21 protein-coding genes are annotated in these 26451 nt (G+C 68.8%); 9 read left to right on the top strand and 12 right to left on the bottom strand.

The features are described 5' to 3' along the window. Positions 1-10: 10 nt before the first annotated feature. Genes IE307_RS45980 through IE307_RS45970 form a run of 3 tightly spaced genes read right to left on the bottom strand, consistent with a single transcriptional unit; the run spans position 11 to position 3121 of the window. Positions 11-769, bottom strand: coding sequence for an SDR family NAD(P)-dependent oxidoreductase (locus IE307_RS45980; RefSeq protein ID WP_191305822.1), 759 nt, complete (start codon positions 767-769; stop codon positions 11-13). Then, positions 769-1965, bottom strand: coding sequence for an acetyl-CoA C-acetyltransferase (locus tag IE307_RS45975; RefSeq protein ID WP_191305821.1), 1197 nt, complete (start codon positions 1963-1965; stop codon positions 769-771). Before IE307_RS45975 ends, IE307_RS45980 begins: the two co-directional genes overlap by 1 nt. Positions 1966-1975: 10 nt before the next feature. After that, a complete protein-coding gene (locus IE307_RS45970) occupies positions 1976-3121 on the bottom strand; it encodes an acyl-CoA dehydrogenase family protein (RefSeq protein ID WP_191305820.1) in 1146 nt (381 codons plus the stop codon). A 93-nt stretch (positions 3122-3214) separates the two neighbouring features. On the opposite strand from IE307_RS45970, the gene IE307_RS45965 reads away from it, so the two are divergent. Then, complete coding sequence (locus IE307_RS45965; RefSeq protein ID WP_191305819.1) at positions 3215-3835, top strand: TetR/AcrR family transcriptional regulator; 621 nt, start codon at positions 3215-3217, stop codon at positions 3833-3835. On the opposite strand, the gene IE307_RS45960 is transcribed toward IE307_RS45965, so the two are convergent. Together IE307_RS45960 and IE307_RS45955 are read right to left on the bottom strand one after the other, a co-directional pair. Next, positions 3828-4100, bottom strand: coding sequence for a GlsB/YeaQ/YmgE family stress response membrane protein (locus tag IE307_RS45960; RefSeq protein WP_191305818.1), 273 nt, complete (start codon positions 4098-4100; stop codon positions 3828-3830). The genes IE307_RS45965 and IE307_RS45960 overlap by 8 nt on opposite strands. 97 nt (positions 4101-4197) lie before the next feature. Then, positions 4198-4977 (bottom strand): sporulation protein, encoded by a 780-nt coding sequence (locus IE307_RS45955; RefSeq protein WP_191305817.1) that lies wholly within the window; start codon positions 4975-4977, stop codon positions 4198-4200. Between the two features lie 181 nt (positions 4978-5158). On the opposite strand from IE307_RS45955, the gene IE307_RS45950 reads away from it, so the two are divergent. The 3 genes from IE307_RS45950 (at position 5159) to secA2 (ending at position 11776) form a co-directional block, all read left to right on the top strand. Continuing rightward, positions 5159-8083 (top strand): carboxyl transferase domain-containing protein, encoded by a 2925-nt coding sequence (locus IE307_RS45950; RefSeq protein WP_191305816.1) that lies wholly within the window; start codon positions 5159-5161, stop codon positions 8081-8083. A gap of 10 nt (positions 8084-8093) precedes the next feature. Further along, positions 8094-9395, top strand: a complete 1302-nt coding sequence (locus IE307_RS45945; protein WP_229905696.1) for an MFS transporter — start codon at positions 8094-8096, stop codon at positions 9393-9395. Between the two features lie 95 nt (positions 9396-9490). Beyond that, positions 9491-11776, top strand: coding sequence for an accessory Sec system translocase SecA2 (secA2, locus tag IE307_RS45940; protein WP_229905695.1), 2286 nt, complete (start codon positions 9491-9493; stop codon positions 11774-11776). A gap of 3 nt (positions 11777-11779) precedes the next feature. Here the strand turns inward: secA2 and IE307_RS45935 are convergent, their stop codons facing one another. The 5 genes from IE307_RS45935 to IE307_RS45915 form a co-directional block, all read right to left on the bottom strand. Beyond that, entirely contained in the window at positions 11780-12043 is a 264-nt protein-coding gene (locus IE307_RS45935) for a hypothetical protein (protein WP_229905694.1), read from the bottom strand. Between the two features lie 43 nt (positions 12044-12086). Beyond that, on the bottom strand, positions 12087-13199 hold the full coding sequence (locus IE307_RS45930; protein WP_191305814.1) for an aromatic ring-hydroxylating oxygenase subunit alpha: 1113 nt from the start codon (positions 13197-13199) through the stop codon (positions 12087-12089). Further along, the gene (gene solA / locus IE307_RS45925) at positions 13196-14293 is read right to left on the bottom strand and encodes an N-methyl-L-tryptophan oxidase (protein ID WP_268250499.1); all 1098 of its coding nucleotides are present in this window, start codon (positions 14291-14293) and stop codon (positions 13196-13198) included. The genes IE307_RS45930 and solA overlap by 4 nt, the downstream gene beginning before the upstream one ends. Then, complete coding sequence (locus IE307_RS45920) at positions 14290-16656, bottom strand: GcvT family protein (RefSeq protein ID WP_191305813.1); 2367 nt, start codon at positions 16654-16656, stop codon at positions 14290-14292. Before IE307_RS45920 ends, solA begins: the two co-directional genes overlap by 4 nt. 206 nt (positions 16657-16862) lie before the next feature. Beyond that, a complete protein-coding gene (locus tag IE307_RS45915) occupies positions 16863-17633 on the bottom strand; it encodes an IclR family transcriptional regulator (RefSeq protein WP_191305812.1) in 771 nt (256 codons plus the stop codon). Between the two features lie 119 nt (positions 17634-17752). Between IE307_RS45915 and IE307_RS45910 the strand changes: the two genes are divergently transcribed. From IE307_RS45910 to IE307_RS45890, 5 genes are all read left to right on the top strand, one after another. Then, positions 17753-18073: a bifunctional 3-phenylpropionate/cinnamic acid dioxygenase ferredoxin subunit gene (locus IE307_RS45910; RefSeq protein ID WP_191305811.1), complete on the top strand. Its 321-nt coding sequence runs from the start codon at positions 17753-17755 to the stop codon at positions 18071-18073. Continuing rightward, positions 18070-19173 carry an NAD(P)/FAD-dependent oxidoreductase gene (locus tag IE307_RS45905; RefSeq protein ID WP_191305810.1) on the top strand — a complete coding sequence of 368 codons (1104 nt, stop codon included), beginning with the start codon at positions 18070-18072 and terminating at the stop codon, positions 19171-19173. Before IE307_RS45910 ends, IE307_RS45905 begins: the two co-directional genes overlap by 4 nt. 82 nt (positions 19174-19255) lie before the next feature. Further along, a complete protein-coding gene (locus IE307_RS45900; protein ID WP_191305809.1) occupies positions 19256-20695 on the top strand; it encodes an aldehyde dehydrogenase family protein in 1440 nt (479 codons plus the stop codon). Next, positions 20692-22161 (top strand): GMC family oxidoreductase, encoded by a 1470-nt coding sequence (locus tag IE307_RS45895; protein WP_229905693.1) that lies wholly within the window; start codon positions 20692-20694, stop codon positions 22159-22161. Before IE307_RS45900 ends, IE307_RS45895 begins: the two co-directional genes overlap by 4 nt. A gap of 2 nt (positions 22162-22163) precedes the next feature. Then, positions 22164-23630 (top strand): APC family permease, encoded by a 1467-nt coding sequence (locus tag IE307_RS45890; protein WP_191305808.1) that lies wholly within the window; start codon positions 22164-22166, stop codon positions 23628-23630. Here the strand turns inward: IE307_RS45890 and IE307_RS45885 are convergent. Both IE307_RS45885 and IE307_RS45880 read right to left on the bottom strand, forming a co-directional pair. Further along, positions 23610-25157 carry a helix-turn-helix domain-containing protein gene (locus IE307_RS45885; protein WP_229905692.1) on the bottom strand — a complete coding sequence of 516 codons (1548 nt, stop codon included), beginning with the start codon at positions 25155-25157 and terminating at the stop codon, positions 23610-23612. The genes IE307_RS45890 and IE307_RS45885 overlap by 21 nt on opposite strands. Next, positions 25154-26446: an MFS transporter gene (locus IE307_RS45880; protein WP_229905691.1), complete on the bottom strand. Its 1293-nt coding sequence runs from the start codon at positions 26444-26446 to the stop codon at positions 25154-25156. Before IE307_RS45880 ends, IE307_RS45885 begins: the two co-directional genes overlap by 4 nt. Positions 26447-26451: the final 5 nt, after the last annotated feature.

The raw sequence follows: 26451 nt of genomic DNA, 5'->3' as shown, positions 1-26451 counted from the left end.
CCCCCTGGAGTCAGACGATCACGGCACCACCGTCGACGACGAGCGTCTCGCCGGTAACGTAACCGCCCGCCGGGGACGCCAGGAACAGAACGGCGGAAGCGAGTTCCTCCGGGTCGCCGATTCGCCCGGATGGCAGAGTCGCCTGGATCTTCTCGAGGTATCCGGGCGGGTACTGGTCGGTCATCTCGGAGGCGAAGAAGCCGGGGCAGATGGCGTTGACGCGGATGCCCTTGCGCCCGGTCCACTGCTGCGCCAGGTCCCGCGTCAGACCGAGCAGACCGGCCTTGGACGCCGAGTACGCGGCCTGGGGGATGCCCCCGGTCACGAGGCCGAGCACGCTCGAGATGTTGATGATCGAGCCGCCGGACTTCATGACGGACGCGGCGGCCTGGGCCATCCAGTAGGCGCCGTTGAGGTTCACGTCGAGGACGCCGCGGAACTCCTCGGGCGTCTCGCGGGACGCCGGCACCGCCGAGGCGACACCCGCGTTGTTCACCAGCACGGCGACGGTGCCGAACTCGGCCGCCGCCCGGGCCACCTCACGGCAGTCCTCGGGCTTCGAGACGTCGGCCTGCACGACCAACGCGCGCTGACCGGTGGACTCGACCAGCGCGGCCGTGTCCTTCAGCTTGTCCGCGCGGCGGGCCGCGAGCACGATGTCCGCGCCCGCCTCGGCCAGTCCGCGAGCGAACGCGACGCCGAGGCCCGAGGACGCGCCCGTGACGATCGCGACCTTCCCGTCGAGGCGGAACTTGTCGAGAATGCCCATCAGGAAAGCCTTTCCAGGATGATCGCCATGCCCTGACCGCCGCCGACGCACATCGTCTCGAGGCCGAACTGGGCGTCGCGGGTCTGCATGCCGTTGATCAGCGTCGTCATGATCCGCGCGCCGGTCGAGCCGAACGGGTGGCCCAGGGCGATGGCGCCGCCGTGCACGTTGAGCCGGTCGATGTCGATGCCCAGCTCGCGCTGCGACCCGAGCACCTGCGCCGCGAACGCCTCGTTGATCTCCACCAGGTCGATGTCCGAAATGGACAGACCGGCGTGACCGAGCGCCTGCTTCGTGGCCTCGACCGGGCCGAGGCCCATGATCTCCGGCGAGAGACCGGAGACACCCGTGGACACGATGCGCGCCAACGGGGTCAGGCCGAGCTCACGCGCCCGCACGTCGCTCATGATCACGACAGCGGCTGCGCCGTCGTTCAACGGGCAGCAGTTGCCGGCGGTGATCGTGCCCTCGGGCCGGAAGACGGGCTTCAGCGACGACACGGCTTCCAGGGTCACCCCGGCGCGCGGGCCGTCGTCCGTGGAGACCACGGTGCCGTCGGGCAAAGTCACGGGCGTGATCTCGCGGGCGAAGAACCCGTCCGCGATCGCCTTCTCCGCGAGGTTCTGCGACCGCACGCCGAACTCGTCCTGGTCGCGGCGCGAGATGCCCATCTGCGTCGCGACGTTCTCGGCCGTCTGGCCCATCGCGATGTAGTAGTCGGGCAGCTTGCCTTCGAGCCTGGGGTCGGTCCACGGCGCGTTCGACGCGGCCGTGTCCAGAGTCCGTTGCTGCGCCTCGGCGAACAGCGGGTTGAACGACGGCGCACCGGCGTGCATGTAGCGCGAGACGCACTCGACACCGGCCGAGATGAACGCGTTCCCCTCCCCCGCCTTGATGGCGTGGAAGGCCATCCGCGCGGTCTGCACCGACGAGGCGCAGAACCGGTTCACAGTCGTGCCGGGCAGGGAGTCGTGGCCGAGCTGCACGGCGACGCGGCGCGCGACGTTCTGACCGTGCTCGTCCTGCGGCTCGGCGCACCCGAGGTGCAGGTCGGTGATCTCGGACGCCGGGAGGTCTCCCAGCGCGGCCGAGATCACCTGCGCGGCCAGGTCGTCCGGCCGAATCGAGACGAGGGAACCCTTGCGGGCACGGCCGATCGGCGACCGGGCGGTGGAGACGATGACTGCTTCTGGCATGCCGTTCTCCTTACAGGCCCAGGTCGCGGCCGATGAGTTCCTTCATGATCTCGTTGGAACCCGCCCAGATCTTCGTGACGCGGGCGTCCATCCACGCGCGGGCGACGCGGTACTCGGTCATGTAGCCGTAGCCGCCGTGCAGCTGCACGCAGGCGTCGATGACCTCGTTCTCGATGTCGGCGCTCCAGTACTTCGCCTGCGCCGCCTCGACCGGGCTCAGCTCGCCGCGCACGTGCTGCATCGTCAGCGTGTCGATGAACGCCTGCGAGACGTCCAGCTTCGTGCGCAGCTCGGCGAGCAGGAACTTGTTGTGCTGGAACTTGCCGATCGCCTGGCCGAAGGCCTTGCGCTCCTTGACGTACTCCAGCGTCTCCTCGAAGACGCCCTGCGCGTGCGCGAGGTTCGAGATGGCGCCACCGATCCGCTCCTGCGGCAGGCGTTCCATCATGTAGATGAAGCCCTGGCCCTCTTCACCGATGACGTGCTCCTGCGAGAGCCGCACGTCGGAGAAGAACAGCTCCGCGGTGTCGGACGGGTGCTGGCCGACCTTGTCGAGCTTGCGGCCGCGCTCGAAGCCGGGCATGCCGTTCTCGACGGCGAAGAGCGTGATGCCGCGCGCGCCCTTGGACGGGTCGGTGCGGGCCGCGACGACGATCATGTCGGCGGTGTAGCCGTTGGTGATGAACGTCTTGGAGCCGTTGAGGATCCAGTCGTCACCGTCGCGCACGGCGTTGGTCTTCAGCGCGGCGAGGTCGGAGCCGCCGGACGGCTCGGTCATCGCGATGCCGGTCTTGATCTCGCCGGTGCACATGCCGGGCAGCCAGCGCTGCTTCTGCGACTCGGTGCACAGGTCGACGAGGTAGGGCGCCACGACGTCGCCGTGGATGCCGAGCGACGACGCGACGGCGGCGTTGACCCGGCACAGCTCTTCGGCGAAGACGGTGTTGAAGCGGTAGTCGTTCGCGCCGCTGCCGCCGTACTCCTCCGGGATCTCGAGGCCCAGCAGGCCCTGGCGCCCGGCCTCCAGCCACACGTCCCTGTCGATCACCCGCTGCTCGATGAACTTCTCGATGTTCGGGGTGATCGTGCGCTCGACGAACGCCTTCGCCGACTCCCGGAACGCGGCGTGATCCTCGTTGAACAGCGTCCGCTGCACGACTAACCTCCATACTAAGCGGTTGCTTAGCGCTAAGCGCACGCTTAGCGTGCAGTACGATCCATCACCTGTCAACACGCTGGGAGCCACCCGATGACGACGACCGGACTGGACGGGTTCGCGCTGCTCGACAAGACGTGGAGCACGGTCACGCCCGAGGCCGCCCGCCGGATGCTCATCGCGGCCGTCCAGGCGTTCGCAGGCAAGGGATATCACGCCACGACGACCCGGGACATCGCCTCACTGGCCGGAATGTCGCCGGCGGCCGTGTACATCCACTACAGGTCCAAAGAGGAGCTGCTCTTCAACATCTCGCTCGTCGGCCACGAGACGTCGCTCGCGCTGCTGTCGAGCATCGAGGGCGACGGCGCGGTGGAGCGGCTGAAGAACGCCGTGGCGACGTTCGCGGGATGGCACGCGGAGTTCCACACGACGGCGCGGGTGGTGCAGTACGAGCTCGGCGCGCTCTCTCCCGAACACCACGCACAGGTGGCGGAGCTGCGCCGGCAGATCGAGCAGCGGATGCGGTCCTACATCGCGGACGGTGTGCGGGAGGGCGTGTTCGACGTCCCGGACCTCAAGGGCGCGACCCTGGCGGTGCTGTCGCTGTGCATCGACGTCGCGCGCTGGTACCAGCCGGAGGGCAAGCGCACCCCGGACGAGATCGGCGCGATGTACGCCGACCTCGTCCTGCGGATGGTCCGGCCTAACTGACCGACTTCCTGCCGTACATCCCGGCGACGACCGAGACGCCGATCGCGGCGACCACGATCTGGACGATGAGCTCGATCCAGTCGATGCCGGGCGTGTCCTCGACGCCGAGCAGGCGCGCGATCCACGTGCCGACGAACGCGGCCGCGATGCCGACGATGATCGTCAGCCAGATCGGGATGCTCTGCTTGCCCGGCGCGAACAGCCGGCCGAGCACGCCCAGGATCAGACCGATGACGAGCGCACCGATGATGCTGCCGATGCCCATGACCGCCTCCTCCGCGATGATTTCGGATCTTGGCCGAGATCATCCCTTCAGCGGACAGAACACGCAGCACGAGGCGTAACGCAGTAGACCTTTCGGGTTACCAGCGGCTGCCGGAGACCTGCGCCATCCACTGGTTGATCGTGGCGGTCCAGTCCGTGCCGACGGCCTGCTGGTGCGACACGGCGAACCGGCCGTAGGCGTCACCACCGGAGCGGAGCAGGCCGGCGCGCTTGTCGGCCTCGAGGATCACGTGCAGCTCGCCCGGCGTCGTGACGAACGTCAGCTCGACCTGCTTGACGCGGCCCGCGAACTGCGGCGGCGGGTAGAACTCGATCTCCTGGTAGAACGGCAGCTGCTGCGGCACGCCGTGGATGCGGCCGCGCTCGTTGTCCGCCTTGGTGAAGCGGAAGCCCATCTGCCCGAACGCCTGGAGCACGGCGTCCTGCGACGGCAGCGGGTGCACCCAGATCGGGTCGAGGTCGCCGGGGTCGACGGCGCCGCGGACCTCGAGCTCGGTGCGCAGGCCCAGCTGCATGCCGTTGAGCTGCATGCCGCCCACGACGTTGAGCGGGCACTCGAACGGCACCGGGACCTGGAACGGCAGCGAGAGGTTCTGGTGCGGCTGCGCCATGATCCGCTGGCCCACGGAGAACTTGTGGAACTCCATGTTGGTGTTGTACTCGTTGTCGCCGCTCTCGACCTCGACGCGGGTGAGCAGCGCGAGCGTGACGTGGTCGATCTCGGCCGGGTGGTCGCCGCCCGCGATGCGCACCTCGCCGGACAGCACCTCGCCGGGCCTGACGTTGGGGTTCGTCAGCACCGTGTCGACAGTCGGCCCGCCCACGCCGAACGCGCGCATCATCCTCTTGAACACCACTGCGGCCTCCTGAAAGCCCTTCGCATGTTTGCGGGGAGTCTGCCAACTGGATCGCCCATTCGCGGCGAAGTGTTCCGTTGACGCCTCAACCCCCCGATCGGTTCCGTATGGACTTCCGTTGACTTCGGATGGCAACATGCGATCGCCGTCACATACTAAGCGGTCGCTCAGGAGGTAACCCGTGCTGCTCGTCGCCAACCGGGGTGAGGTGGCTGTCCGCGTGCTGCGCGCGGCGGCTGACCTGGGGATTCGCACCGTGGCGGTGTACGCGGAGGACGACGCTTCCTCGCTGCACGTGTCTCTGGCCGACCGTGCCGTGGCGCTGCGCGGGCCCTCTCCGTACCTCGACGTGGACCAGTTGCTGGACGCCGCCGCCGGGTGCCAGGCCGTGCACCCCGGGTGGGGATTCCTGTCCGAGAACGCCGCGTTCGCTCGGGCGTGTTCCGCTCGCGGACTCGCGTTCGTCGGACCGTCCGCTGACGTTCTGGAACTGCTCGGTGACAAGCGGCGAGCACGGGAACTGGCTGCGTCGCTGGGGATCCCGGTGCTCGACGCCGAACCCGGCACGTTCCCCGTGATGGTCAAGGCGGTCGCCGGCGGTGGCGGCAAGGGCATGCGGGCGGTCTTCTCGGCCGAGGACCTCGACAGCGCCGTCGAGGCGTGCCGGGCGGAGGCGCTGGCGGCGTTCGGGAACGACGACGTCTACTTCGAACGGTTGATGCCCTCCGCCCGGCACGTCGAAGTGCAGCTCGTCGGGACGACCGTGGTCGGCGACCGCGACTGCTCGTTGCAGCTGCGGCACCAGAAGGTCGTGGAAATCGCGCCCGCTCCCCTGCTGGACCCGCTGCTGCGCGAGGCCTTGCACGCGGCGGCGGTGTCGATCGCCTCGGCCGTCGGCTACACGGGCGTCGGCACGGTCGAGTTCCTCGTGTCCGGGGACTCGTTCGCGTTCCTCGAGGTGAACCCGCGCCTGCAGGTCGAGCACACGGTGACCGAGATGGTGTCCGGAGTGGACCTCGTGCGCACGCAGCTGCTGCTCGCCTGGGGCGGTGATGTGGACTTCACGCCTGTTGATCGTGGTGCGGCCGTGCAGGTGCGGGTCAACCAGACCGCGGGCGGTGTCCTGGACGCGTTCGCACCGCCTTCCGGGCCCGGCGTCCGCGTCGACACGCACGGGTACGTCGGCTATCGGGTCGGGACGCGGTACGACGGGCTGCTCGCGAAGCTCGTGGTGCACGGCGAGGACCTGGACGTGGCCCTGAACCGCGCGCGGCGGGCGCTGGGCGAGTTCCGGATCGAGGGTGTCCCCACGAACTTAGAGTTCCTCCGCGGGCTGCTCGTGCGCGACGTCGTGGGCGCGACGACCGACTTCGTGGTCGAGGAGCCGGTCTCGGGCATGCGGGCCCCGCTGGCCGGCACGGTGGTCGACGTCTCCGCCGACTCAGTGGTGCTGGAAGCGATGAAGATGCAGCACGTCGTGCGGGTGTCCGGCGAGGTGCTGGTGTCGGTCGGGGACACCGTGTCCGAGGGTCAGGTGCTCGCGTCCGGCGTGGGCGAGTCCACTGAGGACGTTGTTGCGGCGGACCCTTCGCTGGTGCGGCCGGATCTCGCCGAAGTGCTGGCACGGCACGACTTCTCCCGCCCGGACGCCGCCGCGAAACGGCACGCGCGGGGCGGGCGGACCGCGCGGGAGAACATCGCCGATCTCTGTTCTGACTTCGTCGAGTACGGCGGGCTGGCGATCGCGGCTCAACGCGCACGACGTTCGCTTCCAGACCTGATCGAGCGCACGCCCGCTGACGGCATGGTGGCCGGGATCGGCGTCGTGAACGGTGCACGGGTCGTGGCGATGTCCTACGACTACGCGGTGCTCGCCGGTACGCAGGGCATGCGCAACCACCAGAAGAAGGACCGCCTGTTCGCGTTGGCGCAGCAGGAGAACCTGCCGGTGGTGTTGTTCGCCGAGGGCGGTGGCGGGCGGCCCGGTGACACCGACCACAGCATGGTCAGCGGTCTCGACTGCGGCTCGTTCCACGCGTTCGCGCAGCTCAGCGGGCAGGTGCCGTTGATCGGGGTGGTGGCGGGGCGGTGCTTCGCGGGCAACGCGGTGCTGCTCGGCACGTGCGACGTGATCATCGCGGTCGAGGGCGCGAACATCGGCATGGGCGGGCCGGCGATGATCGAGGGCGGCGGGCTGGGGGTGTTCCGGCCCGAGGAGATCGGGCCGTTGGACGTGCAGGTGCCCAACGGCGTGGTGGACGTCGTGGTGGCGTCCGAGGAAGAGGCCGTCGCCGTCGCGAAGAAGTACCTCTCGTACTTCCAGGGCGCATCGACCGAGTGGGCCTGCGCGGACCAGCGGCTCCTCCGCCACGCCGTCCCCGAGAACCGCCTGCGCGCCTACGACGTCCGCGCCCTCATCACCACCCTCGCCGACACCGGCTCGGTCCTCGAACTGCGTGAAGGCTTCGGCAAGGCCATCGTCACCGCCCTCGTCCGTGTCGAAGGCCGCCCCATCGCCCTCATCGCCAACGACCCCGAGGTCAACGGCGGCGCCATCGACGCCGACGCCGCCGACAAGTGCGCCCGCTTCCTCCAACTCGCCGACGCGTTCGACGTCCCTGTCGTCTCGCTCACCGACACCCCGGGGTTCATGGTCGGCCCGGACGCCGAACGCACCGCCACCGTCCGGCACCTCACCCGCATGGTCGTGACGGGCGCCAACCTCACCGTCCCCTTCGGACTCGTCGTGCTGCGCAAGGCCTACGGGCTGGGGGCGCAGGCCATGGCGGGAGGCAGCCTCAAGGTGCCGCGGTTCGCGATCTCCTGGCCCACCGGCGAGTTCGGTCCGATGGGACTCGAGGGCGCCATCAAACTCGGCTTCAGGAAAGAACTCGACGCCATCGAGGACGAGACCGAGCGCAAGCAGCGCTACGAGCAGATGGTCGCGATGGCCTACGAGCACGGCAAAGCCCTCAACGTCGCCTCGGTCTTCGAGATCGACGACGTGATCGACCCGGCCGACACCCGCCGCTGGATCGCCGCGGCGCTGGCCCCTGCAACTTCCCGCCCTCAAGGGAAGAAACGCCCGTTCATCGACACGTGGTGAAGGAGAATCCGTGGTCAGCGTCGCCCCTGCGGAACAGAAGTCCCTGCGCCGGCTCATGGCAGCCGGGCTGGTCGGTTCGAGTCTCGAGTGGTACGACTTCTTCATCTACGCGACCGCCGCGGCACTGGTGTTCCCGAAGCTGTTCTTCCCCGAGGCGACGCCTGTCGTGGCGTTGCTCCTCAGTTTCAGCACGTTCTGGGCGGGCTTCATCGCGCGCCCGCTCGGCGGCCTGGTGTTCGGGCACGTCGGCGACAAGGTCGGCCGCAAACCGGCCCTCGTCATCTGCCTCGGGCTGATGGCGGCGGCCACGTTCCTCATCGGCCTGCTGCCCACCACGGCGTCCATCGGCGTCGGCGCGCCGCTCCTGCTGGTGCTGCTGCGCTTCCTGCAGGGCATCGCGGTCGGCGGCCAGTGGGGCGGTGTGGTCCTGCTGCTGACGGAGTCGGCAGGGCCGAAGAAGCGCGGCTTCGCGGGCACGTTCGGGCAGGCCGGCGTTCCGATCGGCGTGTTGCTGGGCAACGTCGCCTTCATCAGTGCCACGACGACTCTCTCGCCGGAAGCGTTTGCGTCGTGGGGCTGGCGTGTGCCGTTCCTGGCGAGCGCGCTCCTCTTCCCCGTGGTGCTGTTCATCCAGTTGAAGGTCGAGGACAGCCCGGTCTTCAAGGAGATGCAGCAGCGCCGTGCGGACGCACCGGCCGTGAAGCACGCACCGCTGAAGGAGGCTCTCCGGACGCACCGCAAGCCGATCCTGCTCGGCGCGGGCCTGATGTTCGCGTCCAACGCGATCTTCTACGTCTCGATCGCGGGCGTGCTGTCCTACGCGACCACGACGCTCGGGCTCTCCCGTGAATCGGTGCTGGTCGTGACGTTGCTGTCGTCGCTCGTGAGCATCCCGGTGATCCTCTACGCCGGGCACCTCAGCGACCGCCTGGGGCGCCGTCCGCTGATCATCGCGGGCACCGTCGGCCTGATCGTGTGGGCGTTCCCGTACTTCCTGCTCGTGGACACGGCCTCGCTGCTGTTGCTGTTCGTCGCGAACACGATCGGCGGCGTCGCGTCCTCTCTCGTGTACGGGCCGATCGCCGCCTACCTGGGTGAACTGTTCGAGCCGCACGTCCGGTACTCGGGCGCTTCTCTCGCGTACCAGCTGGCGTCGATCCTGGTCAGCGGCGGCACGCCGTTCGTGATGACCGCGCTGCTGGGCGCGACCGGGACGTCGATGTCCGTGTCGGCGTTCCTGCTGGTCATGGGCCTGTGCACGCTGGTGTCGGTGATCAAGCTGCCGGAGACGCACCAGCCGGAACGAGCCTGATCAGAGGCTGTGAAGGCCCGACCTGACGGACAAATCGGGCCTTCACAGTCAAGACCTCTGCGGAACCTGGAGCCGATGCCGTACGTTGGCGCGTCGTGACCACTCTCATGGCGCGCTTCAAGCAGCGGATGCGCAGGTTCGCGCAGAAACCGGGCTCTGTCGACCTCGCCCCGTTCCAGGCAATGCTCGCGGACGTGGAGAAACACGCTGACGCGTTCAAGGCGTTCAGCGACGAGGAGCTGACGGAACACGCCACGAAGCTGCGTGAGAAGAGCACGGACACCGAACTCGTGGCGCTGACCCGGGAGGCCGCCGAGCGCGCCATCGGGCAGCGTCCGTTCGACGTGCAGGTGCTGGGTGCGCTCGGCATGCTCAGCGGGCTCGTCGTCGAGATGGCGACCGGTGAGGGCAAGACGCTCGCGGGCGCGATGGCGGCGGCCGGGTTCGCGATCAAGGGCAAGCGCGTCCACGTCGTCAGCGTCAACGACTACCTGGCCCAGCGCGACGCGGAGTGGATGCGGCCGCTGTACGGGCTGCTCGGCGTCACGGCGGGCTGGATCAACGGCAGCTCGAAGGCCGAGGAGCGCCGCGAGGCCTACCAGTGCGAGGTCACGTACGCGCCGGTCAGCGAGATCGGGTTCGACATCCTGCGGGACCGGATCGTCACGAGCCCCGACGACCTGATCGTGCCGGAGCCGGAGGTCGCGCTGATCGACGAGGCCGACTCGGTGCTCGTCGACGAGGCCCGCGTGCCGCTCGTGCTCGCCGGGTCGACCAGCGCGGAGGCGGCCGACCCCGTCATCGCCGACCTGGTGAAGCGGCTGCGGCAGGAGCTGCACTACGAGATCGACGACGAGGAGCGCAACGTCTTCCTCACGGGTGCGGGGTCCGAGGCCGTCGAGCGCGCGCTCGGCGAGATCGACCTGTACTCGCAGGAGCACGTCACGTCCACGCTGTCCAAGGTCAACGTGGCGCTGCACGCGCAGGTGCTGCTGCACCGCGACGTCGACTACATCGTGCGTGACGGCAAGGTGCACCTGATCAACGACACGCGTGGCCGTGTCGCGAAGCTGCAGCGGTGGCCGGACGGCCTGCAGGCCGCGGTCGAGGCCAAGGAGAACGTCCAGACCACCGAGTCGGGCGAGATCCTCGACTCGATGACGGTGCAGGCGCTGCTGTCGCGCTACCCGACGCGCTGCGGCATGACCGGTACCGCCGTCGCCGTCGCGGAGACGCTGCGGGAGTTCTACGAGCTCGAGGTGCTCGTGATCCCGCCGAACAAGGAGAACATCCGCGAGGACGAGCACTTCCGCCTCTACGCGACGCTGGAGCAGAAGGAAGACGCGATCGTCGAGGAGATCAAGACGGTCCACGAGACCGGCCGCCCGATCCTCGTCGGCACGCTCGACGTCGCCGAGTCGGAGCGGATCTCCTCCAAGCTGCGCGCCGCCGGCATCGAGTGCGTGGTGCTCAACGCGAAGAACGACGCCGAGGAGGCGTCGATCATCGCCGACGCCGGTTCGCACCAGCGCATCACGGTCTCCACGCAGATGGCCGGCCGCGGCACGGACATCCGCCTCGGCGGCCACGAGGGCGAGGACCACGACCGGATCGCCGAGCTGGGCGGCCTGTACGTGATCGGCTCCGGGCGCCACTCGTCCTCGCGCCTGGACGACCAGCTGCGCGGCCGCGCGGGCCGTCAGGGCGACCCCGGCGGCTCGGTGTTCTTCTCGTCCATGCAGGACGACCTGATCACGCAGTACGCGCCGGACGCCGAGGATCCGTCCGAAGTGGACAACGACGGCCGGGTGCACGACAAGGGCCTGCTGCACACCTTCGAGCACGCGCAGCGCGTGGCCGAGGGCGTGAACCTGGAGATCCACCGCAACACGTGGCGCTACAACAAGCTGATCGAGCACCAGCGCGACATCCTGCTCAAGCACCGCGACGTCGTGCTGCGCACGGACGCGGCGTTCGAGAAGGTCGGCGAGAAGGAGGGCGTCTCCGACGAGGTCGCCTCCGACGCCGCCCGCAAGATCACGCTGTTCTTCCTCGACGACCTGTGGACGCACCACCTGACGTTCCTGTCGGACCTGCGCGAGGGCATCCACCTGCGCGCGCTGGCACGGCAGAACCCGCTCGACGAGTTCCACCGCGAGGCCATCCCGGCGTTCAACAAGATCGTGCCGGAGTCCTGGGAGCTCACCAGGGAGAAGTACGAGGCCGCCAAGATCACCGACGACGGCTACGACCTCGCCGACGCCGGGGTCAAGCGCCCGAGCTCGACGTGGACCTACCTGGTGCACGACAACCCGTTCGGCTCCGGGCTCGAGGAGAGCATGAAGGGTCTCGTGAAGATGGTGCGCGGCCAGCGCCGCTGACCTCTACCCGTTCGGGATCAGATCGTCCGCGGGTCTGGCGGGCCGGGGCAGAGCCTCGGCCCGTCTCGCGTGTCCGGACACCGTCGCGGTCATCTCGTCCGTCAGCTTCTTGATCTCCGCGAGGATGTCGAGGTGCTGCTGCGACGGCGGCGGTCCCACGAAGTTGGACCTGTCGTGCGCCGTCCGCTCCGCGCGCTCGGCCAGGAGCCGGATGCGGCGGAGGAGGTCGGGCTCCCTTTCGGGGAGCAAGAGGTCGGGCTGCTCCATCACCCGTGCAAGCTTTCGCGTGCACGGGTGAGCAGTCGATCCCCTAGTCGGTTGATTCCAGTTTGTGGACCAGCCAGGCGTGGAATCCGCCGATGTGGTGCTCCGAGGGCACCAGCACCCCGCCCTGCGCGTAGGCGCGGGAGGCCATGGCGGGCTGACATCGCTCGCAGGCTTCGAAATCCTGTTCGTTCACCCGGTGGAACAGCTCGACCGAGCGAGAGACGTCACGGCCGGTGTCGACGACTTCCTTGGCGTAGAGCCAATCGCACTCGACGACCGTCCGGTCCGCGGCCAGCGGGTACATCCGGTGGACGATCACGTGGTCCGGCACGAGGTTGATGAACACCTGCGGTTTGACGGTGATCGCGTAGTACTTCCTGTCGCGTTCCTCTTCCAGCGCGGACAGTTTCCCGAAACCCTCGCCGCCGTCGACGGTGAAGCCCTTGACGTCGTCACCGAACTCGGCGCCGTGCCCGACGTAGTACTGCGCCGCGTAGCCGTCGGCGAACTCGGGCAGCACCTCGGTGAGCTCGGGATGGATGGTCGCGCAGTGGTAGCACTCCATGAAGTTCTCGATGATGAGCTTCCAGTTCGCCTTGACGTCGTAGACGATCCGCCTGCCCACGGACAACTGGTCGATCTCGTAGCCGTCGATGGCGTCGAGCGTTCCCAAACGTTCGGTGACGGCGCTCAGCACGTCGTCCTCGAAGCTCGGAGGATTCTCGGCGAGGTTCACCCACACGTAGCCGAGCCATTCGCGCAGATGCACCTTTTTCAGTCCGTACTCAACGCGATCGACGTCCGGCATTGAGGTGAGATTGGGTGCGGCGATCAGGTTGCCGTCCAACGCGTACGTCCAGGCGTGGTAAGGGCACTGGAACGCCCGTTTGACGCTTCCGGCCTCGTCGACGCAGATGCGCGCGCCCCGATGCCGGCACACGTTCAGGAACGCGTTGAGCGCCCCGCGCCGGTCCCGCGCGATGAGCACGCTCTCCCGTCCGACCTGCACGGTGCGGAAGTCACCGGCGTTCGGGAGGTCGCCCGCGCGGACCGCGCAGAACCACATCTCCTCGAAGATGTTCGCCTGCTCCCGCGCGAAGATCGCGGGGTCGGTGTAGTAGCGGCCCTCAAGGGTGGAGATCAGGCTGCCGGTCATGCTCCGCCTCTCAAGCGAGCAGGGTCGAACAGGGCGATCGGGTGCCGCGTGGCCCCGTCGATCGTGAGGTCGGCCAGGATCTCGCCGACGACGGGCACGAACTTGAAGCCGTGCCCCGAGAAGCCGCACGCGACGGTCACGCCGTGCTCGCGGGCCAGGACGAAGTGCCGGTCCGCGGTGTTGGTGTACAGGCAGGTCGCGGCGCGCTGGAACGGTCCGGCGACGCCGGGCATCGGTGACCTGGTGGCGTTCGCCATCGCCTCGACCTCGTGGCCGTGGACGGTGCGGTCGATGGTCTCGGGCGTGCAGATCTGGCCGCCGTGGTGGAACGCGACCTTCACGGCGCCGTCGAGTTCGGGGAAGCCGTAGAACTTCGTGCCGTCCGCACGGTCCCAGATGTAGATCGGGTGGTCGCGGAAGTCCTCGCGCGGTGTGAAGTAGAACTGCACCGCCCGTTCGATCTCAAACGGGATTCCCAGGTGCCCCAACAGTTCCGGTGCCCACGGGCCCGGGCACACGACGACGTGCCCGGCCTCGTAGGTGCCGCGGGTCGTGGTGACCCTGCCGGGTTCCCAGTGCGTGACCGGTTCTTCGAAGCGCAGTTCGGCGCCTGCCCGCTCGGCGAGCGCGAGGTGGGCCCGCACGGCCGACTCCGGCACGACGAGCCCGGCGCCCTCCTCGTACAACGCGATCTCGTCCGGCACCGGGTTCAGCCGGGGGAAGCGGGCGCGGATCTCCCCCGCGTCCAGCATCTCGTGCCTGATGCCCCACTGCTCGGCGCTGGCCCTGCTGCCCCTGATCGCCTCGGACTCGGGCCCGCCGACGATGATCCCGCCGACGCGGTGGAAGATCCGCTCGCCGCTGTCGCGCTCGATCTGGTCCCACATCTCGTGGGCCCTGAGCAGCAACGGCACGTAGGCGGGGTCTTCGAAGTAGGCCTGCCGCGTGATGCGCGACCCGCCGTGGCTCGATCCCCGCGCGTGCACGGGCGAGAACTTCTCCAGGCCCAGGACCCGTTGGCCGCGCTGGGCGAGCCGGTACGCGGCGGCACTACCCATGCCACCGAGGCCGATCACGATGACGTCGTAGGTCACGCCCGGAGTCGCTTCATCTCGGGGTCGAACAACGGTTCCGGTGCCGGCCGGGCGGTGACGCGCCGGCCGAAGTACTCGATCTCCACCTCGTCGTCGATCTCGCTGGGCAGCCAGGCGTAGGCGATGTTCAGCCCTGTCGTGTACCCGTAGGCCGCGCTCGTCACGTACCCGACCGGTTCGCCTTGGTGGAACACGGGTTCACTGCCGAGCACGACGCTGTGCGGGTCGTCGATCGTGAGACAGGTGAGCTTCTTGGTCGAGGTCAGGTTGTGCAGCGACCCCTTGCCCAGGAACTCCTTGTCCTGCCGCACCGCGAACCCCAGCCCCGCCTCGAACGGGTCGTGCTCGGTCGTCACGTCCGTGCCCCACGACCGGTAGCCCTTCTCCAGGCGCAGGCTGGAGAACGCGCCACGCCCCGCCGCGATGACGCCGTGCCGCTGCCCGGCCTCCCACAGCGTGTCCCACAGCTTCGGGCCGAGATCGGCGGTGGTGTAGAGCTCCCAGCCGAGTTCGCCCACATAGGACAGTCGCAGCGCCGTCACCGGGACGTTCTTGACGAACGCCTTCTGCGCGGTGAAGTAGCCCTTCCGCGTGTCGAGGGTGTGCGGGACGTCGTTGATCAGATCGCGCGCCAGCGGCCCCCACAGGCCGATGCAGCACGTTCCGGCGGTGATGTCCTTGATGAACACGTCGTCGGGCGCGTGCCGGGTGAGCCAGTCGAGGTCGAGGTTGCCGTTCGCGCCGACCTGGAACGTGGTGGCGCCGAGGCGCGCGATCGTGAGGTCGCTGCGCACACCGCCCTGCTCGTCGAGCAGCAGCGTGTAGACGACCGCGCCGGGCTTGCGGTTGAGGTTGTTCGTCGTCATGCGCTGCAAGAACTCCAGCGCTCCCGGACCGCTTACCTCCAGCCGCTTCAACGGTGTCATGTCGAACAGCGCGACCCGCTTGCGCGTCACCAGCGCCTCGGCCCCGCAGATCGGTGACCAGTAGCGGCTCGCCCACTCGTCGCGGGCGGGCACCTCGGCGACCTCGGGCAGGCCGGCGTTGGCCTCGTACCAGTGCGGCCGCTCCCAGCCGGACGCCTCCAGGAAGAACGCGCCGAGCTCCTGCTGCCTGCTGTGGAAGGGGCTGGTGCGGATCGGCCGCGGGCTCTCCATGGGCTGCAACGGGTGCAGCAGGTCGTAGACCTCGACGAAGTTCTGGCAGCTGCGTTCCAGCACGTAGTCGGGCGCGAGCTGCACCTGCTCGAACCGGTTGAGGTCGCTCGAGTGCAGGTCCAGCTCCGGCTGCCCGTCCACGATCCACTCGGCCATCGACCGCGCCACGCCGGCGGAGTGCGTGATCCACACCGCCTCCGCCACCCAGAAGCCCTTCAGCCCGGGGTGCTCGCCCAGCAACGGCATCCCGTCGCTGGTGAACGAGAACAGCCCGTTGAACCCGCGGTCGACCCCGGCCTCCGCCAGCGCCGGGATCAGCTCGACGGCCGACTCCCACGACGCCTCGAAGTCCTCCTCGGTGAACGGCAGCTCCGAGCCGGTGATGTCGTGCGCGGAGATCGGCATGGGCTTGTGCCCGTACGCGCCGATGCCGATCGCCTGACCGTGCGAGCGGAAGTACAGGTCGGCTTCCTGGTGCCGCAGGATCGGCTGGCGCGCCAAGGCTTCCGCGTCGGCGTTCAGGTCGCCGGTGAACACGTACTGGTGCGCCATCGGCACGAGCGGCACGGTCAGGCCGACCATCTCGCCCAGCACCGGTCCCCACATCCCGGCGCACGACACGACGACGTCGGCCGGGAAGACGTCGGTCTCGGTGCGCACCCCGGTGACGCGGTCGCCGCTCGTCTCGACCGCGACGACCTTCTGCCCGAAAGCAAACCGCGCGCCCCGCCCGATCGCGCGCTGGGCCTGGACCTCGGAGGCCTTCACCGGCTTGGCCAGGCCGTCGGACGGGATCAGGAACCCGCCGAGCAGCCTGTCCCGGTCCAGCAACGGGTGCAGCCGCGCGACCTCGTCCGCGTCGACCAACCGGCTCTCCACGCCCCACGACGTGGCCCAGCCCTGCCTGCGGGACAGGTCGGCGAGCCGTTCGGGGCTGGTGGCGATCTCCAGGCCGCCGATCTGGTCGAAGCAGCCCAGGGCCGTGTACTTCTCGACGGTGTAGCGCGCGAACTGCGTCATGCTGCGGCACGAGTTGGTCTGGAAGACCAGGCCGGGCGCGTGGCCGCTGGACCCGCCGACCGCGAGACCGGAGGCCTGGTCGAGGACCGTGACGTCGGTGAAGCCCTTGTCGGTGAGCTCGTCGGCCAGCGCGCATCCGACGATCCCCGCTCCCACGAGCACCACGCGAGGCACTTCACCAGGCATCAGGACACCCCTTCGCCGCAGTTGCGAGTCGCAGAACTCGTTCCGCTATCAGCAACAAGCTGCGGCCGACGCACCCCGGGTGTCAAGACCGCCGTTCGCGCGACCGGGGCTCGACGGCGGGACGAACCGGGCGAAGCGGGAGGTTCGGCCCCGACGAGAACGGGGAGCCCGGTGTCCCGGACTCCCCGTCGGCCGATCTCCCGCCGTCAGCCCGCGAAGTAGCCGAGCTGCGCGGAGAGGTCCGCGGCCGCCGTCGACATCGCCGGCACGATCTCCTCGACCCGCTGCCGCGACAACCGGTACGACGGCCCGGAGGCGCTCATCGCCGCGACCACCTCGCCCCGGTGCCCGCGCACCGGGACGGCGACGGCGTGCAGCCCCAGCTCCAGTTCCTCGAAGCACGCGGCGAACCCCTGCGAGGCCACCGCGTCCAGCTCGGTCAGCAGCTGGGCGCCGTCCACCACGGTCTTCTCGGTGTAGGAGTCGAGCGGCAACGAGACGAGCCGCGCCCGCTCGTCCGCGGGCAGGTAGGCCAGCAGGACCTTGCCGGACGAGGTGGCGTGCAACGGGGTGCGCTGGCCGATCCAGTTCACGGCGGAGACGGCCGCGGAGCCGCGGGCCTGGGTGATGTTGATGGCGACGCCGGCGTCGTGGACGGCGATGTTGACGGTCTCGCCGAAGGAGTCCGCGAGGGTCTGGCAGACGGGCTGGCCGAGTTTGGTGAGGTCCATGCGGCCGGTGGCGGCGCCGGCCAGCCTCACCACGCCGAAACCGATGGCGTACTTGCCCCTCTCGCCGAGCTGCTCCACCAGGCCGCGCGCCTCCAACACCGAGACGAGTCTCGACACCGTGGACTTGTGCACACCCAGCTCACCAGCGATTTCGGTGATACCGGCCTCGCCTTGGGCAAGCAGTTCCAGCACGCTGATGGCTCTGTCGACGGACTGCACCTGAGCTGCCGAGTCGGAGTTGCCCATCGCGCAACAGTAATCGACAGGCAAAACAACCTGCTGGACTCTTGACGGCGGGTCTTCCGAGCCGGACATTGTGTTGCGTCATTCGGAACGTGTGTCGCGTCACGCAACGGAGGCCGACGATGATCCGCGCCTGCGCTCTCATGGACCTGCCCCCAGGGGAGGCGGTTCGCATCGTCGGCCCTCACGCCCCGATAGCCGTCTTCAACGCCGATGGCGTCGTCTACGCCATCGACGACACCTGCACCCACCAGGACGCCTCGCTGAGCGAGGGCTGGCTGGAGGGGTGCTTCGTCGAGTGCCCGCTGCACGCCGCCGCCTTCGACCTTCGCACCGGCGAGCCGACTTGTCTGCCCGCCAAAAGAGCCGTGAGGACCTATCCCGTTCTTGTGAATGATGGAGAGGTCTATGTCGATGTCGAAGTGAACGAGGACGTGGCGTGAGGACGATCGCGATCATCGGTGCATCACTGGCCGGTCTGAGGTCGGCGCAGGCACTGCGCCAGCAAGGGTTCGACGGGCGGCTCGTCGTCATCGGCGACGAGATCCACCTGCCCTATGACCGGCCTCCTCTCTCGAAGGACTTCCTCCTCGGCAAGGTCGAGGCGGTGCCGCTCGCGGACCAGGAGGACATCGACGCGCTCGACGCGCAGTGGCGCCTCGGCGTGCGGGCGACCGGACTGCTCTCCACCCGGGAGATCTCGCTCAGCGACGACTCGGTCGTCGAGGCCGACGGCATCGTCATCGCGACCGGCGGCCTGCCGCGCACGATCCCCGGCACGCACGTCCTGCGCACGCTGGACGACGCGATCAAGCTCCGCGAGGCGTTCGGGGCCGCGCAGCACGTCGGGGTCATCGGCGCCGGGTTCATCGGTGCCGAGATCGCGTCCAGTGCGCGCGCTCTGGGCAAGGACGTCACCGTCGTCGAGGCACTCCCCACGCCTCTCACACGCGTCCTCGGCGCCGAGATGGGTGCAGCATGTGGACATCTGCACGGCGACCACGGATCAACGTTGATCACAGGAATCAATGTTGATTCAGTCAACGTCGACGGCGGGATCAACCTCGCTGACGGCCGTCAAGTCAACGCCGACGTCGTCGTCGCGGGCATCGGCACGCGTCCGGCGACGGACTGGCTCGCCGGCGGGCCGGTCCGTCTCGACAACGGCGTCCTGTGCGACGCGGGAGGCGTGACGAATGTGAGGAACATCGTCGCGGTCGGCGACGTCGCGAACTGCGCCGGGCACCGCGCCGAGCACTGGACGTCGGCGACCGAACAGGCACAGGTCGCCACCCGCAACCTGCTCGCGGGCGAGACCGTCGCGACGCACACCGGCGGCGGATACGTCTGGTCCGACCAGTACGGCGTGCGAATTCAGTTCATCGGACGAGCGACGCGTGACGTTCGCGTCGAAGATGGGTCCATCGAGGACAGGAAGTTCGTGGCGACCTATCGAGACGATGAGAACCCGGACGACGTCGTGGGCATCGTGGCCATGAGCAACGCACGGCTTTTCACCAGGCTCCGCAGGAACCTGAAGTAGGAGACGGTCGTCACGGTTTACCGCCACCGGCGACCGGCTACACCCCGATGTCCTTCGTGGACAGACGAACAGGGAGGCCCCCGTGTCGCCGGTGCGGCAGATCATCAATCCGTTCGACCAGAGTGTTCTCACCGAGATCGAGGACCAAACCCGCGAACAGGCGATCGCCGCGATCGGGAAGGCCAGGAACGCCTTCGACCACGGCGACTGGCCGCACGCCAGTCCCGAGCACCGCGCCGCCGTGCTGAACCACGTGGCCGACCTCCTGGAGCGCGACAAGGAGGACATCGCCCGCACCGAGACGCTCGACACCGGCAAGACCCTGGTCGAGAGCCGCATCGACGTGGACGACGTCGCCGCCGTGTTCCGCTACTACGGCAACCTCGCCGGTCTGCTGCACCCGAAGATCGTCCAGGGCGTCCCCGAGGACGTCATCAGCCGCGTCGACTACGAGCCCGTCGGCGTCTGCGGCCTGATCGCGCCGTGGAACTACCCGCTGCTGCAGATGTCCTGGAAGGTCGCGCCGGCCCTGCTCGCGGGCAACACGCTGGTGGCCAAGCCCAGTGAGATCACCCCGCTCACGACGATCAGGCTGTTCGAGCTCCTCACGGAGGCCGGACTGCCCGACGGCGTCGCGAACCTGGTTCTCGGCACGGGCCCCGAGGTCGGCGCGCCGCTGTCCGAGCACCCCGACGTCGACCTGATCTCGTTCACCGGCAGCCTCGCGACCGGTCAGCGGATCATGGCGTCGGCGGCGAAGACCGTGAAGAAGGTCGCCCTCGAACTCGGCGGCAAGAACCCGAACATCGTCTTCGCGGACGCCGACATCGACGTCGCCGTCGACTACGCGCTCACCGCCGCGTTCTTCCACGCCGGCCAGGTCTGCTCGTCGGGCACGCGGCTCATCGTGCACTCCAGCGTCTACGCCGACTTCGTGGACGAGGTCGCGCGCCGGGCCGATCTCATCAAGCTGGGCAACGGGTTCGACGAGGACACCGAGTCCGGACCGCTGGTGAGCGCCGAGCACCGCGCGAAGGTCGAGAGCTACGTCGAGATCGCGAGGCAGGAGGGCGCGACCCTCAAGGCCGGTGGCAAGCGTCCCGACGAACCCGAGTTGCAGAACGGGTTCTTCTTCCGCCCCACCGTCTACGCGGACTGCACCAGGGACATGAGGCTCGTGCAGGACGAGACGTTCGGCCCGATCATCACCGCCGAGCGGTTCGAGACCGAGGACGAGGCGATCAGGCTCGGCAACGACACCGAGTACGGCCTCGCGGGCGGCGTCTGGAGCCAGGACCTCGAGAAGGCGCAGCGCGTCGCGAAGAAGCTCCGCCACGGCACGGTCTGGGTCAACGAGTTCGGCCCGTACCTGCCGCAGGCCGAGTGGGGCGGGTTCAAGCGCTCCGGCGTCGGCCGCGAACTCGGCACCGCCGGGCTGCACGAGTACACCGAACCCAAGCACGTGTACCAGAACCTCAAGCCACAAGCCCAGAACTGGTTCGCGCGAAGGGACTCGAAGTGACCGCGTACGACTACGTGATCGTCGGCGGCGGCACGGCGGGGTGCGTGCTCGCCGCCCGGCTGACCGAGGACCCCTCCGTCACGGTCGCGGTCGTCGAGGGCGGTCCGTCCGACGTCGGTGACGAGAAGATCCTGAACCTGCGCAACTGGATCAACCTGCTCGAGACCGAGTACGACTACGACTACCCGACGGTCGAGCAGCCGCGCGGCAACTCGCACATCCGGCACAGCCGGGCCAAGGTGCTCGGCGGGTGTTCCAGCCACAACACGCTGATCTGCTTCCAGCCGCTGCCGCAGGACCTCGACGGCTGGGGCCACGGCTGGACGTGGGACGCGGTCGGCCCGTACTACGACAAGGTCCAGCTCAACATCATCCCGGTGGTGGACAAGGACCGGAACCCGATCGCCGAGGACTTCGTGGTCTCCGCCAAGGAGGCCGTCGGCGTCCCGGAGATCGACGACTTCAACGCGGCCCCCTTCCAGGACGGCGTCGGCTTCTTCTCCATCGCCTACCACCCGGAGAAGAACAACCAGCGTTCGTCGGCGTCCACGGCCTACGTGCACCCGATCTTGGAGCGCAAGAACCTGACGCTGCTCCTCAACACGTGGACGAGCAGGATCGAGTTCGACGGCGACCGCGCGATCGGCGTGCACACCGACAAGGGCTACGTCGAGGCGAACAAGGAGGTCCTGCTCTGCGCGGGCGCGATCGACACGCCCCGGCTGCTGATGCTCTCGGGCGTCGGCGACGCCGAGCACCTGAGCAGCATCGGCATCGAACCGAAGCACGACCTGCCGGGTGTCGGCGAGAACCTGCTCGACCACCCGGAGTCGGTCATCGTCTGGGAGACCACGAAACCGTTGCCGGAGAACTCGGTGATGGACTCCGACGCCGGTCTGTTCGTCCGGCGCGACTCCTCCGACCCGCGGCCGGACCTGATGTTCCACTTCTACCAGATCCCGTTCACCACCAACACGGAACGCCTCGGCTACCCGAAGGTGGAGCACGGGGTCTGCATGACGCCGAACATCCCCAGGCCGCACAGCAAGGGCAGGCTGTGGCTGAAGTCCAGCGATCCCGCCGAGAAGCCCGCGCTCGACTTCGGGTACTTCACCGACCCCGACGGCTACGACGAGCAGACTCTGGTCGACGGTTTCCGGATCGCGCGCGAGATCGCCGAGCAGGAGCCGCTGAAGTCGTGGCTCAAGCGGGAGATCGCGCCTGGTCCGGACGTCACCAGCGACGAGGCGCTCTCCGAGTACGGCCGCAAGGCGGCCCACACCGTCTACCACCCGGCCGGCACGTGCGCCATCGGGTCCGTTGTGGACGGTGATCTCAAGGTCATCGGACTCGAAGGCCTCCGCGTCGTCGACGCGTCCGTGTTCCCCACCATGCCCACCGTGAACCCGATGGTCACGGTGCTCATGATCGGAGAACGCGCCGCCGACCTGATCAAGGGGGCCTGAGGATGACGGCGACCGCAGAGGACCGCCTCAAGGACCTGGGGTACACCTCGGAGTTCAAGCGGGACATGAGCCCCTGGGCGAACTTCTCGCTGGGCTTCACCTACCTCTCCCCCGTGGTCAGCACGTACACGTTGTTCGGCGTCGCCCTCGCCCTGGGCGGCCCGCCGATGATCTGGAGCTTCGTCGTCGCGGGCGTCGGCCAGTTCCTGGTCGCGCTGATCTTCGGCGAGCTCGTGGCGCAGTACCCGGTCGCGGGCGGCGTGTACCCCTGGGCACGCCGGTTGTGGGGCAAGCGCTGGGCGTGGATGACCGGCTGGGTCTACATGATCGCCCTGCTGGTCACCATCGCGTCCGTCAGTTACGGCGCCGGCCCCTACCTGGCGACGCTGCTCGGCTACACGGCCAACGTCGGCAACACCGTGCTGTGCGCGATCGCGATCATCGTGGTCTCGACCCTGATCAACTACGCCGGCACCAAGGTGCTGTCGTGGGCCGCGATCTTCGGGTTCGCCGCGGAGATCATCGGTGCGCTGGTGGTCGGCATCTGGCTGCTCGTCGACAACCGCGTGCACGGCCTGGGCGTGCTGTTCGACAGCTTCGGCGCGGAGGGCTCCGGCAGCTACCTGCCGGCGTTCTTCGCGGCGGGCATCATCGGCCTGTACCAGTACTACGGCTTCGAGGCGTGCGGGGACACCGCGGAGGAGGTCAAGGATCCCGGCCGCGTCATCCCGAAGGCCATGCGCCGCACCATCTACATCGGCGGCGCGGCGGCCACGTTCGCGTGCCTGTCGCTGCTGCTGGCGGTGCCGGACTTCGGCAAGGTCATCAGCGGCGAGGACGCCGACCCGGTCACCAACGTCCTCACCACCGCGTTCGGCCCGGTCGGCTACAAGATCGTGATCGCGGTCGTGCTGATCTCGTTCCTGTCCTGCACGATGTCGTTGCAGGCGGCGGCTTCCCGGCTGACGTACTCCTACGCGCGCGACAAGATGGTGTTCGGGCACAGGGCGCTGGCGAAGTTCAACAAGAAGCGCCACATCCCGCCGTACGCGCTGGCGCTCGCCGGTGTCGTCCCGGCGGTCATCGTGATCGCGTCGATGCTGTCCACGAACGCGCTGGACAAGATCGTCTCGTTCGCGACGCTCGGCATCTACCTGGGCTTCCAGATGGTCGTGTTCGCGGCGCTGCGGGCGAGGCTCAAGGGCTGGACGCCCTCGGGTGAGTTCACGCTCGGCCGGTGGGGCCTGGTCGTCAACGTGCTGGCGCTCGCGTACGGCGTGGCGGCGATGGTGAACATGGTGTGGCCCAGGACCCCGGACGCGCCCTGGTACGACAACTACATCGTCATCCTGTCCGGTGTGCTCGTGGTCGGCATCGGCCTGGTGTACATGGTGATCGCCAAGCCGTTCGGCAACTCCGACGCGGCCGCCGGCGACGCCGTGCCGGACTCAGCCCTGCAGGCGAAGTAGGCGCAGGGCGAGCTGCACCTCCAGCACGCGGTCCGGCGACTGCCAGTCGCCGAGCAGCGACGTGACCCGGTCGAGTCGTTGCGTGACCGTGTTGACGTGGAGGTGCAGCTCCGCCTTGGCACGGCTGAGGTTCGCGCCGCAGCGGAAGTAGACCTCCAGCGTGTGCACCAGGTCCGTGCCGCGCTCGGTGTCGTAGTCGAGCACCGGCCCGAGCACCGACCGCACGTAGCCGGAGACGTTCGCCCGATCTCCCAGCAGCACGCCGACGAACCCGAGGTCGTCCATCGTCGCGGCGTCCTTGTCCCGGCCCAGCTGCCGCAACGCCGTCAGGCACCGCCGCGCCTCCTCGTAGGCCGTCGCGATCGCCGCCGGTCCCGTGACCGGCCCGCACGCACCGACCGTCGCGTCCAGGGCCTTGGCCACCTCACGTGCGACGTGCGTGGACACCGAGGGCAACGCCAGCACGACGTCCCGGCCGCGCGACCCGGCCAGTCCTCTGTGGACTGACGCGTAGTGCGTCGCGCCGGAGAGGTTGCCGTCCGCCACCAGCACCACGTGCGGATCGGTGAGCTCGACCCCGACCCGGCGCGCCCGCGCGAGCAGCCCGGCGGCGTCGCGCCCGTCCAGGATGTCGGTGATCAGCTCGCCGCGGACCTTGTTCTCCGCCTCGGCCACGGTCCGGCGCAGCAGCAACAGCAACGCCGTCACCGCCGCCGACCGCTCGAACACCCGCACGTCCGCGTCGGTCAGGTCGGGACGCCCGGACAACGCGATCCCGCCCAGCAGCTCCGAGCCCGCCAGCACCGCGCACACCCAGACGTCACCGAGCCGCACGGCCCGCCCGTTGGCCCGCACCGCGGCAGGAGGCACGACGTCGAACACGTCGACCGGCCCGCCGAGCAACTCCCCCACCGCCGCGGCGACCTCGGCCGAGGATCCGCCGCGCAGCACCAGGTCCGTGAGCCTGTCGTGCGCCTCCTCGGCCCGTTTCATGGCCTCGTTGTGCGACTGGATCGTCGCGAACAACGACGCCGTGTCGATCGCGATGGCCGCGTGGTCGGCCAGCGACTGCAGCAGCGCGACCTCCTCGGGCGGGAACTCCCGCGAGGTGCGGTCGGCCGCGTACAGCACGCCGATGACCTTCGAGTCGAGCTTGAGCGGCACGCCCAGGATCGCCGCCAGGCCCTCGTCCCGCACCGCGGAGTCGATCGGCCTCGTGTGGTTGAACCGGGCGTCCGCGAAGTAGTCGGGGGTGGCGTACGGGCGGGCGGTCTGCGCGACCAGTCCGCCGAGACCTTCGCCCAGTCCCAGCCGGACCTTCTGGAACAACGGCGAGAACGACCCGTCCGTCACCCTCATGTAGGTGCCGGCCGGGTCGTTCATCGACAGGTACGAGACGTCCGTCCCGAGCAGCGTCCGCGCTCTGCGCACGATCGAGCGGAGAACCGCGTCCAGCTCGCGCATGCCCGCGAGCTCGGACGCGGTCTCGAACAACGCCGCCAGTTCGGCCTCACGCCGTCGTGTCACACCCCAACCCTGTCACGATCCTCCAGATCCGCACCACGGGTCTCCTTCGCCAGCACGATCGCGACCACCGTGATCACGCACGTGATCACCACGTAGATCGAGATGGGCAGCGAGGCCCCGTACGCCTTGAGCAACGCCGTCGCGATCAGCGGGGCCAGCGCGCCCGCCGCGATGGACGCCAGCTGGTAGCCGACCGACGCGCCCGAGTACCTCACCCGCGTCCCGAACAGCTCCGAGAAGAACGCCGCCTGCGGCCCGTACATCGCGCCGTGCAGCACCAGCCCGATCGTCGTCGCCAGCGTGATCAGCACCGGGTCCTTCGTGTCGAGCAACGCGAAGAACGCGAAGATCCAGACGCCCATGCCGACGGCGCCGACGAGGTAGATGGACCGCCGCCCGAACTTGTCGGACAGATGACCCCACACCGGGATCGTGACGAGGTGCACGGCCGAGGCGATGAGCACCGCGTTGAGCCCCACCGACTTCGAGAGCCCGAGCCCGGTCACCACGTAGACGAGGATGAACGCCGTGATCACGTAGTACGACACGTTCTCGGCGAACCGGGCGCCCATCGCGATCAGCACCTCGCGCCAGTTGTGCTTGAGCAGCTCGAGCACGGGCGCCTTCTCCTGCACGGGCTCCTTCGCGCGCTTCTCCTGCGCCGCCAGGAAGATCGGCGACTCGGACACCGTCAGCCGGATCCACAGCCCGATCACGACGAGCACACCGGAGAGCAGGAACGGGATGCGCCAGCCCCACGCGAGGAAGTCCTCGTCCGACTGCACGGCCGCCAGGATCGCCAGGACACCCGTCGCCAGCAGGTTCCCGCACGGCACACCGGCCTGCGGCCACGACGCCCAGAACCCCCGCCGTTTCGCGTCACCGTGCTCGGAGACGATCAGCACAGCCCCGCCCCACTCGCCGCCGAGCGCGAAGCCCTGCACCAGCCGCAGGAACGTCAGCAGGATGGGCGCCAGGACGCCCACCGACGCGTAGGTCGGCAGCACGCCCATCAGCATCGTCGCGCCACCCATCAGCAGCAACGACAGCACCAGCAACTTCTTGCGCCCCAGGCGATCGCCGAAGTGGCCGAAGACCACACCGCCGAGCGGACGGGCGAGGAAGCCGATCGCGTAGGTGGTGAACGCGAGCAGCGTGCCGTTCAACGGGTCCGCCGTCGGGAAGAACAGCTTGTTGAACACCAGAGCGGCTGCCGAGCCGTAGAGGAAGAAGTCGTACCACTCGACAGTTGTTCCGATGAGCGAAGCGCCTACCACTTTTTTGATCATCGACA

The organism is Lentzea cavernae, from assembly GCF_014653695.1.
Classification (GTDB): domain Bacteria; phylum Actinomycetota; class Actinomycetes; order Mycobacteriales; family Pseudonocardiaceae; genus Lentzea; species Lentzea cavernae.
The sequence above is the reverse complement of the archived record's forward strand: the minus strand, read 5'-3'. Positions and strand labels throughout refer to the sequence as shown.

Bases quoted from the DNA above. Each gene is read 5' to 3' on its own strand.
- IE307_RS45975 (WP_191305821.1), bottom strand. From the start codon at position 1,965: ATGCCAGAAGCAGTCATCGTCTCCACCGCCCGGTCGCCGATCGGCCGT.
- IE307_RS45980 (WP_191305822.1), bottom strand. From the start codon at position 769: ATGGGCATTCTCGACAAGTTCCGCCTCGACGGGAAGGTCGCGATCGTC.
- IE307_RS45935 (WP_229905694.1), bottom strand. From the start codon at position 12,043: ATGGAGCAGCCCGACCTCTTGCTCCCCGAAAGGGAGCCCGACCTCCTC.
- IE307_RS45920 (WP_191305813.1), bottom strand. From the start codon at position 16,656: ATGCCTGGTGAAGTGCCTCGCGTGGTGCTCGTGGGAGCGGGGATCGTC.
- IE307_RS45890 (WP_191305808.1), top strand. From the start codon at position 22,164: ATGACGGCGACCGCAGAGGACCGCCTCAAGGACCTGGGGTACACCTCG.
- IE307_RS45965 (WP_191305819.1), top strand. From the start codon at position 3,215: ATGACGACGACCGGACTGGACGGGTTCGCGCTGCTCGACAAGACGTGG.
- IE307_RS45930 (WP_191305814.1), bottom strand. From the start codon at position 13,199: ATGACCGGCAGCCTGATCTCCACCCTTGAGGGCCGCTACTACACCGAC.
- IE307_RS45915 (WP_191305812.1), bottom strand. From the start codon at position 17,633: ATGGGCAACTCCGACTCGGCAGCTCAGGTGCAGTCCGTCGACAGAGCC.
- IE307_RS45880 (WP_229905691.1), bottom strand. From the start codon at position 26,446: ATGATCAAAAAAGTGGTAGGCGCTTCGCTCATCGGAACAACTGTCGAG.
- IE307_RS45910 (WP_191305811.1), top strand. From the start codon at position 17,753: ATGATCCGCGCCTGCGCTCTCATGGACCTGCCCCCAGGGGAGGCGGTT.
- IE307_RS45960 (WP_191305818.1), bottom strand. From the start codon at position 4,100: ATGGGCATCGGCAGCATCATCGGTGCGCTCGTCATCGGTCTGATCCTG.